The organism is Streptococcus sp. FDAARGOS_192, from assembly GCF_002073815.2.
GTDB classification, from domain to species: Bacteria; Bacillota; Bacilli; order Lactobacillales; family Streptococcaceae; genus Streptococcus; species Streptococcus salivarius_H.
In genome coordinates, this window is the sequence record NZ_CP020429.2 from 50564 (window position 1) to 69626 (window position 19063).

Consider the following 19063-nt stretch of genomic DNA (forward strand, 5'->3'; position numbering starts at 1 on the left):
AAGTAAATACAGTCATAGTATCTCTCCTATTTTCTACTTAAATTAGGATGATGATCTTCTAAAACAAATGGCTCATCATTGAGTTCTGGTATTGATACCCAATAAAAATCATCAGTATCAAAACCGTGTGTCATAGCAATTTCGTGCCAGACATCGGGAGCTGTATAGGTATAACCTAAAAGTTCCTTTCGGTTTTTTCGTCCAAAATCAATTTGACGCCCTTTTAGAAAATCTACCATACGTTCATAGGTGAATTCTGTGTTCAACAAAAAATCATCTTTCCTTTCAAACGTATCTAAGGTTTTACTGATTGTATCAACCAGGTATTTTCCAATCATCTTTTTATTATTATAAAGAACAATAGTCAACTTCATGACGCTTCTCCCTGAATTATACATGAAATCACGTATAGTGTTATCTCTAGTATAACATGAAAACGCAGTTGACTCATAATGAGTTCTCAGTTTCATTTTTTCTCCTTTTATCTAAAACTCAATTTTAAGCTTTCCACAATGGGCTAAGAAAAGTTCTGCTTCTTTCTTTGCCTCTTCATCTGCAGCCTTGTTCCTTTCTCCTTTCAGTTGAATGATCCTATTGTTTTTCAATTCAAGAGTATAGAGAGGGGTTTCTCTGTGTGCCTTATCACGAACAAAGACAATAATAGAAGTTCCGTAGACAAAGTGTTTTTTTGCATAACTTCCAACACAATGATGTAGGTTTTTGCCTTCTTTGACAATTTCACTTTCGTCTTTAGGAAAGATAAAAGCATACTTGTCAAATGCGGTCTAAGCCTTCATCATGTTTGTCAAACGTTTAGCTGTTTCAACCCTCAACTTCGCCTCTTTCTTTTCGTCCTCAAGGCGTTGTTTCTCTGCTCTCAAATCTCTGACAGCATTAGTTACACGTAAATATGTACCACGTGCTTGTTGATTCTCGAGAAGAGCTGAATAATTTTCTACGATCTCTGTATGTTTATTTTCCCAATTTTTGGGGATAACTACATAATCTCCATCAAATGGAATTCCCAGAGCTTCTACCATTTCTTGATAGTCCTCATAATCACGAAGGGAGATATTGTTTTTCATCATCCAGTTAATAAAACGAATTGGTTTCACAGTGGATGGTATGATACTTTCCAAACGATTAATTAGTGGCTTCTTGTCAGAAATCATAGCGTTTATAATCAACTCATATAACCCCTCGAAGGTTCGACCATATCGTCTACGCAAATCTTCCTCGAAAAATGCCTTTTCAACATTTATATCCGTATTTTTTAGATACTGTTTATTCCTTCTGAGAAAATTCATAGTAACCTTACCCATATTTGCATGCTTATGTCCAAGACTACATGAGTAATAAGACCTATAAAACGTAGTACCTACCAATTCTTTGACGACTCCACGCGCCTTTATTTTTTGAGCGAATTCAATACGTTCTCGATATTTATAGATATGAGGTAGCACTGAGCTTATCTCGAAATTTTCTTTAATCACTTCATCAAAATCTAAGTATCTCAACTCAGATTTTGTTTGTAACTTTTCAATAAGATTTTCCATACCACCATAAAGCGTATAGACACTAAATGCACCAGAGCCAAAAAAGAGAGCATTTCTCTGATTTTGGAATCCAGTACTATAGGCTTCTTTACCTTCTTTAGCTGAAAAATATGGATCCCAGTGTGCTTTTACCATCTTATTGTTGGCAAGCTGATAAAAGTTATAAAGGCTGACGTCAAACTTTTCTTTTCCTTCTTCAAATGATTGAGTCACTGCATACATTTGCATTTCAATGCGCTTCTTTGTGACTCCCATCCAGACAAAGTAAAAAGTATCTCCTACAAAGGTTAAACGGCTGTTAAGTGATAAGCGTTTTGTAACCTTTTCCGAGAATTTTTTTCGGTCAGAAGAGATAATTGTCTTAGACTTATTTGACCATTCATAGATAGGAAAATTATTCTTCGCCCATTTGAAAAATCCGTTAGGAACTTTTAAACGATTATCTACGATTTCTTGAATATTCTCTGCTTTTGTCATTGTTTTTCTCCTTAATTAATAAAAAATGGCCCTAGGACCATTTTTCTATTTATTGTTGTTAAAATTCGCCTTCTTCAACAGATAAATCTGAAAAAAGATCTAACTGTTTCTCATCCTTTTCAGGAGTTTTCTTAGTTGGGATTTTCTTTTTAGTTTCTGTTTTAGTTAGGCTCTTATTCTGTTTCTTTTTTGGCTTCTTAGTTGGTTGCTTGGTTGATTTCTTACTACCAGTAGTCATTTTTCCTACAACTGATTTAGTCTCAACTTTTTCAGCAGTAAAATACTCCTTAACCCAAGAAAAGACTGTAGCATCATCAACCATAGCACCTTGACCATTTCTATAGTCAGATTTACTGGCTTTTCTGATACAGTAACCCATAGCATCCTTAATCGTACGATCAAGATGTTTGAGAATTCCAGCAATCAGCTCATCATCCTCTTGATGATCAACTATCCAATTATGAATAGCATCCTCAGTCGGTGTGTGAGCTTCTGCCATTTCATCATCAAAATGGCTTACTGCCATGAAGCGGTCAAAAGCATCAATCTTAATTTTATCTGTCATTGTTTTTCTCCTCTTTTATTTAACCAAAGCTACGTTTCGTTTCCCATCTTGTCCTTGTTTCATTTCTAAAACATCATGTGGGATTGAAAAGTCATCTTGATAGGCTGTTGTAACAACACTTAATCCTGCAGAAACAGCCTTAAGTACTGCTTCTACTTCTTCTCGTGTATTAGCTTCACCAATAAACAAGACATTAGGATTAAAGCGTGGGACTAAAGTGACCAGAGCATCATAGTCCATACGGTTAACCTCATTGACTTGTAGCTGGCTAAAAGATACATCCTTAATTTCGACATGTCTTTCGATTGTTATTACTTTACCTTCTTTAAAAGCCTCAGAAAGTAACAAGTAAGCTAAAGTCGTTTTGCCAACACCTGCACAACCAGTAATGACGTGCAATCCTGGAATACGTACTTGTTCAATCACATTTTCCAAACCACTATCAACATCAAAGTCACGCAAAGAGATTCGATGCTCCTCTCCATTGATGCAAGTTTTAGGATAATCTAAAAGTCGGATAGACATCGTTTCTAGGCCTTGAAAATTACCTATCGTCGATATCCTTATGGCGATAACTCTACCATCATCCAACTGATAGTCACAAGTTCCTAGCTGACCACGACGTTTTTCAATCACATTCATATCCGCTAGGCATTTCATATGACTAAATAGAGCATCCGCATCTTCTGATGAAATGTGGTCATAGACCTGTTTAACATCAGCTTTTCTAAATGCCACTTCGTAATCTTCACCATGCGGGAAGAAGGTAATATCTTGAGCTCCGTTATTAATAGCTTCTTTTAGTACCATTTTAATGTAAGTAATCATTGTTTTTCTCCTTGTTCCGTTTCTAGTAACAGCTTTAACTCTGCAGCTTCTTTCTGCAATTCACGAATCGTACTCAACAACTCGTAACGTTTGGAAAGAACCTTATCTCTATCAAGAATGGTAGTTTTATTGATAAGGTCAACCTTATCAATTTTATACAGTTTACAGAGCTTAGAAAATTGTGGTTCTTTAGGAATAGACCGTCCTTTTTCATAATTATTGACAGTTCCTTTAAAAACCCCAATTCTATTTGCAACGTCTTGAAGAGATAGAGGTCTATCTAATTCTTTCCTAGCTGTTTCTAGTATTGAACCTAATGCCACTCTATCTAAAGTGTAAAAAGGTTCCAAATATTTCTTGACCGTCATTTCAGTCATTGTTTTTCTCCTCTCAGAACTCAAACAAGCTTAACTGTTCTCCTTCAGTTGTTGGTTTATCTTCAAGTGGCTTTCGACAAGCTACTAGTGTTTTTGGCTCCTTCTCAACCTTATAAATAGGTTGCATTGCACGATAGTTCTCAAAGAACGTGTCAAAAAATGCAAACAAAAGGTGTCGACATTGCCTCAAAGCTCTATACTCTAATCGAGTATAGTAAGTAGCTTCATCAGATAGCAGTTCTGAATCTTTGGTATAAGTTTCAAAAACCCACCATTCAAAGCCACGTGCAAACACTTCAGTCGGGGTCAAATAATAATCCAACTTCTTCTTAATATGAACAGCTTGAGCTAAGTCCGTTCTGGTTTCCTCTGCTATTTGAATAAGTTTCAGCAAGCTAGCCTTGTAGATATAACGAATATCTTTAAAGCTATGAGACGTAGAACTAATGATTCCAGCTTTATCATACGTATAGTCTAAATAATGACCATACTCATGGATGAAGGATGAGGAATCTCTTACATCAACTGCCATGATATTTAACCCTGGCACATAAAGTCCGCTTGCTTTATGTTTTCCTAGCTTTCGGAATTTGAGTTCGGGCTCTACAGTAGAATGAGGTAAGTGATTACACAACTTCTCCCATTCTTTCTCTAGAACCCTGAATTTCTCCTTGTCAAAATCACGACCTCGATAACGCTCGGTATCTACTTCGACCTTTGAAAACCCTAAATCAAGAAATGTCGTGTTACTGTTCATTTCATGATCTTGAAAGATTTTATCCTCACGCACACTGGCTATCGTCTTAGTTGACTGATTAACATATTGTGCATTTAGGTTTGCTGCAAGTGCATCTTCATACTCTCTTTTTAGAACGTTAGCTATTTTTTGGATATTTCCATAATAACTACATTCCTTGTAGATCCCTTCACTATGGATAGACATCAACTCAAGAAAGCTAAAAGATACTAGTCCATACCTCGTTTGAGAACTACTCTCTCTCCAAAAGCTTAGGTTTTTCTTCAAAGGTACTCTAACCTTTGAATCGTCGACAATGAGAAGATACAAAGTGCGTTTGGTATCTTCTGCACTTTTAGTAGCAGGTAATCTACTCCCATGGAGTGTGAGAAGAATCTGTTCACCGAAAAGGTATTCCTGATTTTCTTCATCCCTCAAGCTCATGCCCTCGAACAGTCTTTTTAGTTTATTCGAAAAATGTGCTTGATCATAACCAATGGTTTCAATATCAGCCATGATGTCTTTGACTTTATAGGCTGTATAGACATTATCTTGTCCGAATACCTCTACTGCTAGTGCTCCGACTTCTTGAGATAAAAGTTCATGACATTGATATCTGCGGATATTCGCATAGTAAGTACAAAACTTTCTCACGATATCTGCAGCTTTATCAGTCTCTTTTATCTTAGGAAAAGTGACTTTTTTAGTCGTTTGTTGTGCTACTGCTAGTAAATTTGCCATTGTTTTTCTCCTTAATAGCAAAAAGGAAGGTAAAGCTTAAAGCTACTACCTTCCTCTTTCTCTTATATGTACTATGTACGATACACTATGAACTATACATAGTATGACATACAATTTATTGCGTAAAAAAAGGAAACCTAATTATTGTTATCAAGTTTCCTTGCATAATCTCGTTTGTGACTCTCTATATTTCGAAAAATATCATTCTTATCCCAGATTTGTAATTCCCAAGGATAATAGAAATGACTCTTGTTTTTAAAGTAGAGATGGATGCCTGTATAGTCTTCAGTATCTTTTAAATACCAATTTTTAAGACCGTATTCTTCCTTCCAATCATCTAAACAATCCATCACTTCAGTAATGACAGATGTTGGCAAAATGACACGTGCTCCAAAAATATCATTTAAAACCGAATTTACTGGATACCCTTCTGCTCTTTTAGTAAAACGCTCAATCTTATCTAAAATAGATTCAGATGTCTTCACTCGATAGAAGTAACTAATATCGCTGACATCTGCTACCATCAAATAATCGTTGATAGATTCGTGCAGATTCAAACGATATTTTAGAATCTCATCAACTGGCACCTTCGCAAAAGTGTGATTAAGATTGACTTTAGCAAGTTTACCACTTTCAAAATACTCTTCTGAATACTTTATATGAATGGTGTTGATTTCAAAGATCAGTCGCTCTACTTTCTTGATATTCAACCCTTATACGTCTCCAAATAATTTTTCTTCATTATACCATATCCTGTTTATTATACGTTTTGAACTTAATCTTTTCTTCTGGGGAAGCTTTCAAAAGGAAATCATCAATTCCCTTTTCGTGAGGCCAGATTAGAGCACGAACCGTACAAGACTGCTTCGTAACTAGATCTTGAACCATGTCATACATACGTTCAAATACCGAGTCATTATCCTCAAAGTCTTGGTCAAATGCTAGATAAATAGGTTTGACCTTTTTGAGTTCAGTCTTTCCGATAAAGTCCGATATAGGACGCCATGCTGCTACTCCTGCCATAGAGATAACACAGATATTCCCCAATTGAGAAAGACGAGTGTTTTTCGCAACTGATGCAGTGATATCTCCTTTAAGCAAACCTTCCGTAACTAGAAGGTTATCAACCTTACTCATAAGATTGACTTTCGCCTTACCTTCTTCAGAAAAGCGTGCTTGTTCTAAAATGTCATCAGAATAAGCAAAATGGGGAAAAGACTTAGCACTTGTTCCTTCTGGCTTATATGCTGACGAAACAAAGACATACTTTTGCCCTTTTTTAAATGTCAACTCAAGTCCAGAACGAAGTTTAACACTAGTTTTCTTAGTTGTCCCACTTGCTAGTTCTTGTGATGAACCTTTAGCAAACACATACCAATCGAAACTTCCGTCGTCATTTTGGAAGACCTTAGCAGTACGTGCATTTCGTCCCTCTTGAAAGGCTTCGTTTACTTTGGCTTGATAACTAACGTTATCAAGACGTACTTGAAAACCTACAATTTGTCCCCAAGAATTGCGACATGGAATTAGAATTCCATCTTTTGATTCAAAAATAGGACATTTTGCGTTTTCGTTCCAATAGAAACCAGGAACTCCACGCCAAGCATCTTTAGGAAGCCCATTTGCAACAAAGAGCTTTTCCCAAATAGTTGCTGGGTGAGATACTGTTGTATCAACCTGCTTCTGACGTGTTTGCTTTGTTGATGAAGCATAGCCACGCAGTGCAATAGTCTCAACAGAAAGACCTCGTTCTGCACTTGTTAAGTGCTTGACATGGTCCTTAGTCAATCCCAACACTTCAATCACAAGAGAATTTACCTTGTGAAGTGTTGAGATACTTGCCAAAGGCTGACTTTTCCAACTAGGTTCAAACGTCACGTCTTTAGCTTTTTGGGGATCCAAATCATAAATTGTCCCAGCACTACCAAATTGTGGTTTGTCTGGGTCAATCTTTCTAGCACAGACTGCTTTAGATTGATCTGCAAAAACCAGACACCAATCTGGTTTGCCACAAATAGGGCAAGGGTAATCACGTCCTACCCGAATCATCTCGGTTTGTCCAATCGTAATAATTTTTGTCATTGTTTTCTCCTTTTAAAAAGTTGTTGTAAAGTTACCTTGGAAAGCCCCAAACACCTGTTCGTAGCCCCTCCTCCGTATGCCGACAAGTTAGAGTTGGGAACACCTGTTCCTCGTCTCTAATCATCGAGATGTCGCCTTCCTTTTTTGTCCAACTACCCAAACTCAAAACAAAAAAGCATAACAAAGAAGCCGGCAAGCCTTGTCTCAAAAAACAAGGTTGCGCGTGCCTATGGAAAACCATAGGAAACTTCTCGTTATGCTTTTATCTGCTAATAACGTTTGTTGTAGCCTTTCAAAAAATTAAAGGCAAATTATCTCGTACCTGTTGTAAGCGTCAAGCCCCTTCTTCTGTCTGATGGCTTAACTGATAGCTAAAAGCGAGTACGCTCCCTTTTAACCCAATCAAACATGGGATACCTATTGCTGGGACAGAACCAGAAATAGCATCTCCTCCTCCATGCTTCTCTTTTCTTTAGTCACGTGACCAAAGGTTCACCGTTTGAGGTGGTGGAAAAAATATAAATTAAACAATTTATGTCTTTAGTATAGCAAAGAGCAACTAACATTACAAGTTTATCGTTATTCGAATTATACCATATATACTACTCTTCATTGTATTATATACTATACATAGTCTATAGTTTACAACACATTATGTATAGTCCACCAATAGTAATAAGCGAAGAATCAGTCGTCATGAAAAAAGAAATACAAGATACATTGATAAACTATGTATCTTGTATCATAAATAATCTAGAACACTCTTTATACTAATTTTAAATATAACTTATTAACCAATAAGAATATAATCATATATAGTTCTTTAATGTATCGTTCAATATGCATCGTATATTATCTACTATATACGATAAATAAAGAAACTACACATTATTCACATTACATAATGTATTAGGTATCGTCTTGTGATAGAACTGTTCTTATTTATTATATTAAATGAATGAATAAAGAATATACGATATAATACCTAGCAGTACATTACTTAACGATATATCTTACATCGTCTATAGCATACTACAAAGTTTTTCTTTGCACTACGCTATATATAGTGAGGTTATGTATAGTGTAGTGTGTAATATTTTGTAGAAAGTCAAATATAGTGATATACACTATATATCGATACATTATGTATATTATATATGGAATAAATACATCGTCCAGAGTACATTCTTATGTTTTATATAGTATATAATGTATCGTGTATGGTGATGTGCGTTAATTTTCTTTATTTCCAGAAGTATTTTATAAAAGATATACGATATAATGCTTTGCATTACAATGTTTGTTCATATACTATACATCGTCTATAATATACGATAAAAAATTTGCAATTTGTTTTGTTAGTCATTTATATATAGTAATGCTATGTATAGTGTAGTGTGCAAATTGTATTATGTTTAAGTTAGAACTCGAGCATAATACTATACACTATATATCAATACAGTATGTATTATATATCTTTGTAAGATGCATCGTCTATTATATATTATTTTTTTTATATAATATATAGTGTATCGGGTATAACTCTTGTTGTTGTTTGATAGTTGTAATATGTTTTGTTTTTGAATAGTATATAGTGAACGATACACTATGTATTAGCTAATGCGTGATAACCTTGTTAGGCTATATTTTTTATATACTATACATAGTGTATCATGTATTGTTTACGATATATCTTACACAGTACTTGCTATTAGATTTCTATATGGTATACTTTAAGTAGTTAATAATATGTATCGCATTGTTATACATAGTGTATCGTACATATCGGATTGAAAGGAGTAGATATGGTTGCAAATACAATCGTAGTGATGGATGAAAAAGGAGGAGCAGCCAAAACGACATTAAGTTTATTATTGGCTCAAGCTCTAGGAAATGCTGGCTATAAAACGTGTGCAGGTGATCTAGATGGTCAGTGCAATCTAACTACGGCAGCAGGAGTGAACGAAGACGAACAAGAAGGGATTTATTCTGTACTAAAAAAAGAAGTAGAAGTAGCTGATGCCATTGTGCCAGTTGACGGATATGATCTGCTTCCAGGTAGTAAGCTCATGAAGAACTGGGAGAGTGAAGCTTCAGGACTAAAAGATAGGGATTTTCGTTTAAGGAACGTAGTTCAAGATATCAATGATTACTACGATTTTGTACTCTTTGATACACCTCCGTTCTTTGGTGTTTCTACAACAAGTACCCTTTTTACAAATTCGAAAGTTTATGTTCTTATTCCTACTACACCTGATAAGTTTGGTATTGAAGGTGTAAAAGATACAATCGAAGATATTGAAGCTGTTCAAGAAGGATTTTCTTTCTTTGGAATTGATATTGTTATTGCTGGAATCGTTATCACTCAGGTTGATAAAGGGCCCGGCTTTAGTAAAAAATCAATTAAACAAGTCAAAGCAAGAGAAGCAGTAACAACTCTTGAGAAAATTGCGGAAGAACATAATACTAAAGTTTTTGAGCAATACTTATTTAATAATAAACAATACAAAGATATGATTGCTAATCAAGCAAATGTTTTTACAAATAGTGGCTATAGCATCCCTCAAAAACAAATCACAAATGTGATGAATGAACTAATTAAGACGATTGGAGAACACAATGGCGAAAAAGCTTAATACTATCCAACAAAGAAATTATAATAACCTTTTAACAGCTGTTGAATCAAATGATCGCAAAACAGCTAAAGAAGTATTTGACCGTTTTTTTAAAGGGAAAGAGATTGAAGAAGTAGTAATTGATAAACTTAAGGAGAAGCATGATATTACCTATCTAACTGAAGCAAGTGTAGAACCCAAAAAAGCTGCTGTTTCTCCTAAAAAAGCAAACATTGTTACTCAGAAAAAAGAAAAAAACAAAATTCCTACTAAACTTGAACCAGCAAAAACTCCTGAAGAAAAGGTGCGTTCAAATCTAAACATGACACAATTATCTATGTCTCGTTTTAGTGCATTAAGAGCTGTTTTAAATAAAAGAGACCTCAAAGGAGAAAATGGCAATTATCCTAAACGTGGGGGATCTGATAAGCTATTCACTGAAATGTTAGATCAGATGTACCAACTTCTAGATGAAGAACAAAAGGAATTGTTTAATACATTGGTAGAAACTGAGATGAGTTTTAAGTAATCTAGTTTAACATGTAGTTATCATACAAAAATGTAGGTAACTCGTATTGAAATCATTTTTTGCATACAAAAGTGTAGGTAATTACTACACTTTTTGTGTTGTTGTAATTTAGCATATAGTTGAGAGAGAAAATAGTGATGTTATAAAGCTTAGTATTATTAATTTTGTTTTAGTAATAATAGTTTAAATAGTATTAAGTAGTATTAAGTGGTTAATTATAGTAACTAAGTAGTTAATTATAGTTTAAGTAGTAGAACTCCTGGAACCCTTGCTATTACTGAGCTAAGCTTACCTTTATCCTATAAAACTGTATGTATATCCTACAAATTGGTAGGTATATCATATAATTTTGCATGAACGTCACACAAACTTGTATGTTAAGTCTACAAAAATGTATGTATGTCATATAAAATTGTAGGTGTATCCTACAAATCGGTATGTATGTCCTATAAAGTTGCATGTTAAGTTTACAAAAATGTATGTATGTCATATAAAATTGTATGTATATCCTACAAAAGGGTTGTAAATTTTAAAAAATACTATGAAAATCAGAATATTAGTGATATAATGTCATACAAAAGGGTTGTAAATTAATATATTTATACCCTGTCACATATTGCAGTGAGTAATTAGCTTGTAGTAAAATAATTACTTTTATTTAAAATACGACCAAAATGTATGATGAATGAACTAAGAGAGGTAGAAGCATTTGGTAGAGAATAGAGAGTTCAGAGAAATCATCAAATATGATAATAAGTTCACCCAAATGTTTCAGCTGGGAGACCTTTCACCTCTTCAAGAAAATATGATTTACTCTATATTTGGTGAGTTGCGAGATGTTTATGATGAAAACGAAGCAGCAATATTTTCTTATTCGAGTCTGGCAATGCTAGCAGGAAATACATTTTACAGTTCTAGGGAACAAAAAATAGTTCCTAGGACTGGTAAGCGATTTGAAACTACAGTTGAGGAACTAGAGGAAAGAATGACTAAAATTGTATATCGACATCCCGAAAAGGTTGTCGATGGTAAGGTTGTCTCTTACACCTCCATCCCACTGTTCAAGACCTTTAGAGTAGACCACGAAAATAAACTCATTAAAATCCACCTGTCTGATGCGGAATATACTGAATATGATGAAGTAACTACAGAAGATGGAACAAAAGTAAAAGTAGCGGTCAGGCGTACAGTTAAAGACCTTTTTAACAACCCAGAGTGGGGTAAAAAAGCTAAGTACATTCAGTATGGACGTGACTACCATAACCTATTGAAGAGTAAGTACTCTAAACGATTATTTAGACATCTAGCAGACTGGCGTAAAACAGGTTTTGTAAAAGATACAGCTGAAGAACTAGAGCAAGAAGTTTTGATCTTGGATAGTCCAAGTTTACTTCGTTCGAAAGGTACTAAGCTGCAGCAAGCAATGGATGAAATCAATACGCTATTGGTTGATGAGCATGGACTTCCTGTTATTCAAGATTTGACAGTAGAGCGAATCAAAAAAGGAAAATCAATTACCCACTACATATTTAGGTTTAAACCGTTCGATGACGATTTGAGACGTATTGTTGCAACAAACGATAAAGTCATTACCTTTGAGAAGAAGAAGGAGTTAGACTTCAAACGTAAGATGGCTATCGTGATGGAGAAATTCTACACTGTTTTTCCTAAAGGGAGCAAGGCTGACAACTACAATAATAAAAATCAACTCAAACGTTGGCTTGAAACAATGGACCATGAACTAGTTATTGAGGCGTTGGAAAGAACAGGAAGTGATGCAAACCGTACTTTCGGTTGGACAAGAACGTTGCTCAATAAATGGGAAGTAGCAGGGTACACAAAACTTTCAGATTTGAGAGATAGTCATCCAACTAATAAGGATAATCGTCCTTCAAATGTTCCAGACTGGTCTGAGCCAAACTATGAAAATGGAACGGATGACAAAGACCGTTTAGGACTAGTAGTAGTAGCAGTTAAATCAGCAATTAAAATAGAACTCTCAAAGACGCCTGACGAAGATAATAAGGCGGATATTAAACATTTAGCAGAGAAACTGTTGCAAGAGAAGCTGTGGGAACTTAAAGATAAAGGTTTAGAATCACTGTCTGATAGTCATTTTGAAGAGACAAGAGAACAACTTTTGACTGAGATACTTGATTATTTTAAAGTATAACTTCAGATATATTTTTGTAGATAGATTATATATATAATAGCGATACACGATGTATCGCTATTTTGTTTTAGAAAATTTTTTACTAGTTAAATCTAAAATTAACATGCAATCTTGTATGATATAATAGGTATAAAATATAATTGGTAAACCTGTAGTTAATTGCTATCATTATTGAGAGGAGGAGAATTATGTCAAAACAGAAAGATAAATATCTAGCACTTAGAAGGCAATTACCAGATATTATAGATGAGTATATATCTTACCTTCAAGTAAATATCGAAGAACCTTCTCCCAAAATGGTTGAACGTTTGTCAGTGATCCAGAAATTTTTAAATAGCTATGCAATTACGATTGATAAAGAGGCTGTTTCCCTATCATTGACAGACTTAGAAAAATTACCACGAGAATTTGTTCAAAATTATTTAGCAAATTTACGTCTGAAACCAGCAGGAAAAAGATTTATTCTCTATACTTTAGCAGCATTTTGGAATTATCTTACGAATACCTCCTTTACAATTGAGAGAGGAATGCCGTTATTTTATCGTAACGTGTTTAATGAATGGAAGATAGTTTACAAAGAGAGTTACCACAACATAATATATTCCGAATCAAAGAAGAAGACTATTTTGTATACGCAGGAAGAGCTAGAAAGCTTACTTGATTTCATGGCAAACAGTTACGTTACAACTCTACCAACTCAGAAAAAGGCTGATAATTGGGAAAAGGAGAAAGAGCGAAATATTGCTATATTTGCGATCATAATTGGTACTGGAGCAAGTACTCAAGAAGTTGTTAACTTGACAGTTAGGGATATTGATATGCGTAAAAAAGGTATTTGGGTTGTTAGAAACAACGAGAAACAGTTTATACGTTTTCTTCCTTTCACCATTCCTTACATAGCTCCATTTGTTAAGGAACGACGTGGACGCTGGGACTTAGACCCTTCTATACCGTCATTATTTTTAACCATGTTGAAAAAGCCTATGGGGAGAAATACAATAGGGCATCTAGCAAAGAACATTGGACATGCTTATGGTAAGGTAATTACTCCTAGTATTTTAAAAGACAGCCACGCCTCTATTGTTTATAAAGAGACAGGTGATATTAAGAAAGTTGCTGAAATACAAGGATATAGTTTAGATAAGAATCACCTTATAAGATTTATTGATTGATAGTATAAACTTGTCTCAAGATTAGTCAAAAGGTCAATTAAGGCCTTTTTTATGTCACTGGGTTACGAACAGTGACTTCTAAGTCTATAATGAATTTATAGAGAATTAAGGAGGTCTTATGCTTAGAAAAAACAATGAAAAAAGAGGTTGTCTTGGCAATCTGATTTGGATACCGATAGCTATTGTTGTTATGTTTTGTATAGCTGGATATGGTATGTCCCAAGGAATTAATGTACCTGGTATTTTATCTAGTGGCTTTAATGTTATTAGTAAAGGAGAACATGCCAATTCAGGTGATGTCGGAAAATTATTTGGGAAATTTACTCCCAAGTCAGAATCTTCGGAAACAGGAAACAGTTCTTCTAAAACTAGTGGTGTAAAGTCTGATCCTTTCAGCTATAGTCCATTGCCTTTTGAAAACCATAAGCTAATGGTCAATGGAGATTTGGATAGTCTTGGTAGAGCAACATATGGTCACATCAGACTAAAGTATTCGGACAAACCACAAGATGATAGGGAAAGTAAAATTAATGTTGATCCAGTCGGTTGGCATAACTATCGTTTTAAGTACGAAGATGAGTCTGGAAAAGTCAAAAAAGCTTATCTGATGAATCGTGGGCATCTTATTGGTTATCAGTTTTCTGGATTGAATTCTGAAATAAAAAATCTAGTACCTATGACACGCTATTTGAATGCAGGTACGATGTCTGATAGTAAAACGGATGCTAATAATCCAAACGGTATGCTATACTACGAAAATGCACTAGCCAAATGGTTGAAGAAAAACCAAAATATGTACTTAGATTATTGTGTTATTGCAAACTATACTGACAATGAGTTAGTACCTAGGACTGTAACGCTTTACTGGACATCCTTTGATGAAAATGGGACACAATATGGAGTTGAACTATCAGAAGCAGGATTAGCAACGAGTGATGGAAATGTGAGTTCGGTCACACTTCAGAATGTTTCAAAGAATGCTAATATTAACTACTTAGATGGTACAGCCACAAGTAATTACTAACATTGACTATAGAATGTTTTATGCTAAAATAAGAATCAGCGTAAGCGTTTGAACAACAAAAAGGGGGTTATAGCCTCTTTTTTGTTGATATAATGGAGTATTTATATTCTAATTTAAAGGGATAATCCTATTGAATCAGGTTTGGAGAGCAGTAGAATCTGTCAATGTATTCCATATCTTTAAACTCAGATACTAAAGTAAAGGGGAGCGACATGGTATAGGTTTGTCCGCTGTTCGACAGATTTTAGGGAGGTATCCTAATTGTTCTTTGTCAACACGATTTAAAGACTATCATTTTAAATAGATGCTAAAAATAGAAGATGTTGTCCTTTTATGACGAAAAAACTACAGTTTATGACTTCAATGAAACTTTAGTTGTCTTTATATTATACTAATCTTGTAAATCATAAGAAAAGGAACGTCAATCATGAAAACAACAACTAAACTCATTGGTATCCTATCAGCTCTTATTGTAGTTATCCTCGCTGTCTTTTTGGTAATTAAATTTAACAGCCATGAATCAGCTCGTGTTAGTACAAGTAGCAGTCCAGCCAAAACGATCAAGAATTCATCTTCAAGCTCAAGTAAAGCTATTAAGAAGGATAAGAAATCAGCTCATTCGTCATCTTCAGTAACTTCAAAAGAAGAAGAGAGCAATCAGGATTCAGCAGTAGCGCCTAAAGCTTCCTCTCAAGAACAAGCTCAAGCAGGCACTACAGATGCTGGGCAAGTGGCTGAAGCAACAACACCAGCTTCTCAAGTTGGAGGAGTTGAAGGTGGTCGAGGTGCTTGGACAGCAACTTCTGGAACATTGACACTTGATGAGGAAACCCCTGTATATGCTGCACCAGATAAAGACAGTGGGGTTGTTTCTAAAATGCCTGCAGGTGATGTTGATTGGGATAAATATGAAATTTTACCTGATGGAAACTGGTATAGTTTTGTCAAAGATGGGCAACGTTATTATATTTCATATTCAGATGTAGGACATTGATAAAGGATTAAGAAGTCTTTATAAAACACTGTTCAAGTCTATCAAGACTTTAAGATATACATGAAATAAAAGAAGACAGTAACTATTCTGAAGTTACTGTCTTTTTTTTGGTCTTACGAAAACCACTAGCTATGCTAGTGGTCCCCAAAATTATTAAGCTATGTAGCAAAAAATACTAGAAACAGACTATTCAAATGTAAAACCTAACTCGATTAAAGAGGTTAAAGTTAAAAGTTGAGACTTACTTACAAAATCTGATAGTTTGAGAAAAGAGATGATTTGCACTACGAGTGGTAATCGTAGATTTAGGGTATTTTTCCAATACGCTATTTACATTATGTAACCCAAGGCCTCTTCCTTCCCCTTTACTAGAGTACCCCCTAGCAAAAATATGACTAACATCCACTTTTTCTGAATTTATACTATTTTCAACGATAAGTACCAATGAATCATCATTGTTTATGAAAACAACAGTCATTCTAGGACTTGTGGCTTTAATGGTGGCTTCAATGGCATTATCACAAAGGACAGAAAGAACAGTTATGAAATCTAGTAATTCTATCCTAAAATTACTAACAGGTTCGTCAATCTCAACAGAAATTGAAATTCCCCTATTTTGTGCCTCAAGTAATTTAGCGGAAAGAATACTTTTGATAGCATCATTCTTAATATTACTAAGTTTAGCAATATCAAACTTACTATCATAGAATTGGTTTGCACTATCTCTAAGTACACCATTGTATACAGTTTTAATAGCTTCAATATCTTGATTATCAATTCCTAATTTTAGACTGGTCAAAATATTAATGTAGTCATGACGGAAACTTCTAATTTCCTCATAAAGTGATTCAACATGATGGCTGTAAATAGATAGTTCATTTAATTGAGTATCTTTTTGATCAATTATTTCCTTCTCTAGTTTTTCTTTTGAAATTGCATTGAGATAGAGTAGCATTACAAAAAACAGAACAATATAAAAGTTATTAATATGTCCTCTCCAATTATCTGCATCAGCTAATTTGTCTCTATAAATAACAAGTATAGAAACTAAGAGCATATATACAAACATAGAGATGTTGATCAGTAACAATAAATACTTGAAATAGTAACGCTTGAAACCTTCTTTTATTTCGTTAAAATCTAACCTAAGAGATTTTACTATGAGTAAATGAAGAGGGAAAACCAGTAATTCAATTAAGATATCATACCAACTTAGTTTGACTTCATTGAAGACAGAGACTCTTAGTAGAGGGAAAACGTAGAATGCTGACATTCTACCTAGCAAGCTTTCAACGATAACGGGGTACAAGCCATAAAAAATATCAAGTGTTTTACTACCATACTTATTTTGATATATGTTATAAGCAATAAAGATAAAAAAGAAAGTAAAGTACCCAACAGGAGGACATATGATGAGGAGTAGAACATACAAAAATGGACCAATAATACACCACAAAGGTTTGATTGGTTGGTTACTAACCTGTTGAAACAGTAACAATGCTACTAAAATCTTAGAATAGAACAGAAATAAATTTATAACTATATCCATAGAAACACCTTAGCTTTTCAGAGATTTAACTTTTTCTAGGAGGCCCTTATATTTCGTACGCGAAATGGGACATTCATTATTATTTTCAAACATTACCATTTTATCTTCTTTATTGATCCTAACGATATTTTCAGGATTAACGATAAATGAACGATGGCATCGAAATAGGCGGTCATCAGCTCGTTCAACTTCTGAAATACTGGCGTAGAACTCCATGCGTTCTTCTTTAGTATGCAAAATAACTTTATGTATTGTTGGAGATGTTTCAAAAAATAAAATATTGTTAAAAGGCACTTGAACATGGGCCGTAGCTGTTTCAAAAGTAAATGAATCTTGGGCAATAGTGGCACCGATTTTATCCATGGTATATTCAATTGCTAAATGCACACGTTCATAAAACTCTTCATCATCCAAAGCTTTATCAATAAAATCTAGTGCAGCAACTCTATATTTAAAAGTGACTGGCATAAATTCTGAATGTGTTGTTACAAAAACAATTGTTGCATTAGGGTCTTTTTTCCGAATTTCTTTTGCAATGTCTAGCCCCTTTTTTTCTTCTCCTTTAATTTCAATATCTAAAAAGAAAAGTTGATGAGAACCTCTTTCGGTAATCGCATCAAGTAGCTGGCTAGGTTTTCCAAAAATCTCAGGTCCTTTACATTTTAGAGATTTTTTTGCAATAACATCCTTAATAACGGTCTCTATTCGTGTTTGTTGTAAAAATTCGTCTTCTAAAATAAAAATATTTAACAATTAGTGTACTCCTCATTCGCTAAAATATTTAGTAATTGTGTCTTCCTTATCCTAAAACAAAAAACATCGAAGTCTTTTCCAATATTAAAAATTATATGACTTGTTGTTTTAGATAAGAATGACATTATTTAGGGGTAATTAATGCATTTCTATGGCATCTAAATAAAAATCCATATTTCTTCTCCAAGTTAATATTGTAAAAGTAGTGATTGGAATAATAAAACCGTTATGTCGTAAACAGTCTAGAAACTATCATCATCAGTATATTTTTATCTTATATGACAATAAATGAACCGTTTACGATATTTGACTAATTAAACGGTATAACCAAGCTATAATAAAAATAGAATTGGAGGAGAAGTATGCTCAATATTGTAAAGCACTTTTGGTTGTTGATTACTGTAAAAAGGTATATAAGAAAATATAAGTTGAAAGTTAAAATTAGTAATCATTTTAATTCGTTAAGAATTACTACAGCAACCAATTGTCTATATTTTATCACACTTACACATGGATGTAACTATGGGAAAAAAGTCAAAAAAATTAGGCGGTGTAACGTTAGTGCACAAATTATTTTATTGATACCAAACATTGATTATAAAAGAATATTCAATGAACATCTCGAACTCTTAGGTGTTATTGATATAAAAAAGTCATTAGCAGGATTTACTAATGACATTAGTGGATATCTAGATTACTTTTTTAATATCGAAAAGGTGCACTAACCTACCTGTACATTAATCAGTGTTGGAGTTTTATTGTCTTTTGAAAACCTCAGGGCTGCACTAGTAGTTCTTAAAAGTTTTTAGTGATGTATCCCAAAGTCCCTCTAAAGTATTATATTAGATTGGGTTTACCACCCAAGCGAAGTATTATTCCAAAGGGAAAAAGT

General features: G+C 34.1%; 17 protein-coding genes. 6 read left to right on the top strand and 11 right to left on the bottom strand.

From position 1 onward, the window contains the following. Window positions 1-26: 26 nt before the first annotated feature. The 9 genes from A6J31_RS00195 to A6J31_RS00230 all read right to left on the bottom strand — a co-directional run bounded on the left by A6J31_RS00195 (window position 27) and on the right by A6J31_RS00230 (window position 7362). On the bottom strand, window positions 27-374 hold the full coding sequence (locus A6J31_RS00195; protein ID WP_141760023.1) for a hypothetical protein: 348 nt from the start codon (window positions 372-374) through the stop codon (window positions 27-29). Window positions 375-485: 111 nt separating this feature from the next. Beyond that, the gene (locus A6J31_RS11600; RefSeq protein ID WP_225791548.1) at window positions 486-761 is read right to left on the bottom strand and encodes a PcfJ domain-containing protein; all 276 of its coding nucleotides are present in this window, start codon (window positions 759-761) and stop codon (window positions 486-488) included. A gap of 24 nt (window positions 762-785) precedes the next feature. Then, on the bottom strand, window positions 786-2033 hold the full coding sequence (locus A6J31_RS00200; RefSeq protein WP_225791540.1) for a hypothetical protein: 1248 nt from the start codon (window positions 2031-2033) through the stop codon (window positions 786-788). 58 nt (window positions 2034-2091) lie between these two features. Further along, a complete protein-coding gene (locus A6J31_RS00205) occupies window positions 2092-2598 on the bottom strand; it encodes a Cas9 inhibitor AcrIIA9 family protein (RefSeq protein WP_080610181.1) in 507 nt (168 codons plus the stop codon). A gap of 15 nt (window positions 2599-2613) precedes the next feature. Next, window positions 2614-3426 carry an ATPase, T2SS/T4P/T4SS family gene (locus A6J31_RS00210; protein ID WP_080610182.1) on the bottom strand — a complete coding sequence of 271 codons (813 nt, stop codon included), beginning with the start codon at window positions 3424-3426 and terminating at the stop codon, window positions 2614-2616. After that, window positions 3423-3803, bottom strand: a complete 381-nt coding sequence (locus A6J31_RS00215) for a helix-turn-helix domain-containing protein (protein ID WP_080610183.1) — start codon at window positions 3801-3803, stop codon at window positions 3423-3425. Before A6J31_RS00215 ends, A6J31_RS00210 begins: the two co-directional genes overlap by 4 nt. 13 nt (window positions 3804-3816) lie before the next feature. Further along, window positions 3817-5280, bottom strand: a complete 1464-nt coding sequence (locus tag A6J31_RS00220; protein ID WP_080610184.1) for a hypothetical protein — start codon at window positions 5278-5280, stop codon at window positions 3817-3819. Between the two features lie 137 nt (window positions 5281-5417). Beyond that, the gene (locus tag A6J31_RS00225) at window positions 5418-5990 is read right to left on the bottom strand and encodes a GTP pyrophosphokinase (protein WP_073686947.1); all 573 of its coding nucleotides are present in this window, start codon (window positions 5988-5990) and stop codon (window positions 5418-5420) included. A gap of 31 nt (window positions 5991-6021) precedes the next feature. Further along, a complete protein-coding gene (locus A6J31_RS00230) occupies window positions 6022-7362 on the bottom strand; it encodes a DUF3854 domain-containing protein (protein ID WP_080610185.1) in 1341 nt (446 codons plus the stop codon). Between the two features lie 1805 nt (window positions 7363-9167). Between A6J31_RS00230 and A6J31_RS00235 the strand changes: the two genes are divergently transcribed. From A6J31_RS00235 to A6J31_RS00260, 6 genes are all read left to right on the top strand, one after another. After that, window positions 9168-9998, top strand: coding sequence for a ParA family protein (locus A6J31_RS00235; RefSeq protein WP_021151484.1), 831 nt, complete (start codon window positions 9168-9170; stop codon window positions 9996-9998). Beyond that, window positions 9982-10506 carry a hypothetical protein gene (locus A6J31_RS00240; protein ID WP_070847697.1) on the top strand — a complete coding sequence of 175 codons (525 nt, stop codon included), beginning with the start codon at window positions 9982-9984 and terminating at the stop codon, window positions 10504-10506. The genes A6J31_RS00235 and A6J31_RS00240 overlap by 17 nt, the downstream gene beginning before the upstream one ends. A gap of 709 nt (window positions 10507-11215) precedes the next feature. Beyond that, entirely contained in the window at window positions 11216-12679 is a 1464-nt protein-coding gene (locus tag A6J31_RS00245; RefSeq protein WP_080610186.1) for a replication initiation protein, read from the top strand. Window positions 12680-12867: 188 nt separating this feature from the next. Further along, on the top strand, window positions 12868-13851 hold the full coding sequence (locus A6J31_RS00250) for a tyrosine-type recombinase/integrase (RefSeq protein WP_080610187.1): 984 nt from the start codon (window positions 12868-12870) through the stop codon (window positions 13849-13851). A 190-nt stretch (window positions 13852-14041) separates the two neighbouring features. Beyond that, window positions 14042-14875: a DNA/RNA non-specific endonuclease gene (locus A6J31_RS00255; RefSeq protein ID WP_225791541.1), complete on the top strand. Its 834-nt coding sequence runs from the start codon at window positions 14042-14044 to the stop codon at window positions 14873-14875. Between the two features lie 427 nt (window positions 14876-15302). After that, window positions 15303-15869, top strand: coding sequence for a transcriptional regulator (locus A6J31_RS00260; protein WP_080610189.1), 567 nt, complete (start codon window positions 15303-15305; stop codon window positions 15867-15869). A gap of 241 nt (window positions 15870-16110) precedes the next feature. Here the strand turns inward: A6J31_RS00260 and A6J31_RS00265 are convergent, their stop codons facing one another. Then, window positions 16111-17418 carry a sensor histidine kinase gene (locus A6J31_RS00265; RefSeq protein WP_080610190.1) on the bottom strand — a complete coding sequence of 436 codons (1308 nt, stop codon included), beginning with the start codon at window positions 17416-17418 and terminating at the stop codon, window positions 16111-16113. A 9-nt stretch (window positions 17419-17427) separates the two neighbouring features. Further along, the gene (locus tag A6J31_RS00270) at window positions 17428-18171 is read right to left on the bottom strand and encodes a response regulator transcription factor (protein WP_060972488.1); all 744 of its coding nucleotides are present in this window, start codon (window positions 18169-18171) and stop codon (window positions 17428-17430) included. Between the last annotated feature and the right edge of the window lie 892 nt (window positions 18172-19063).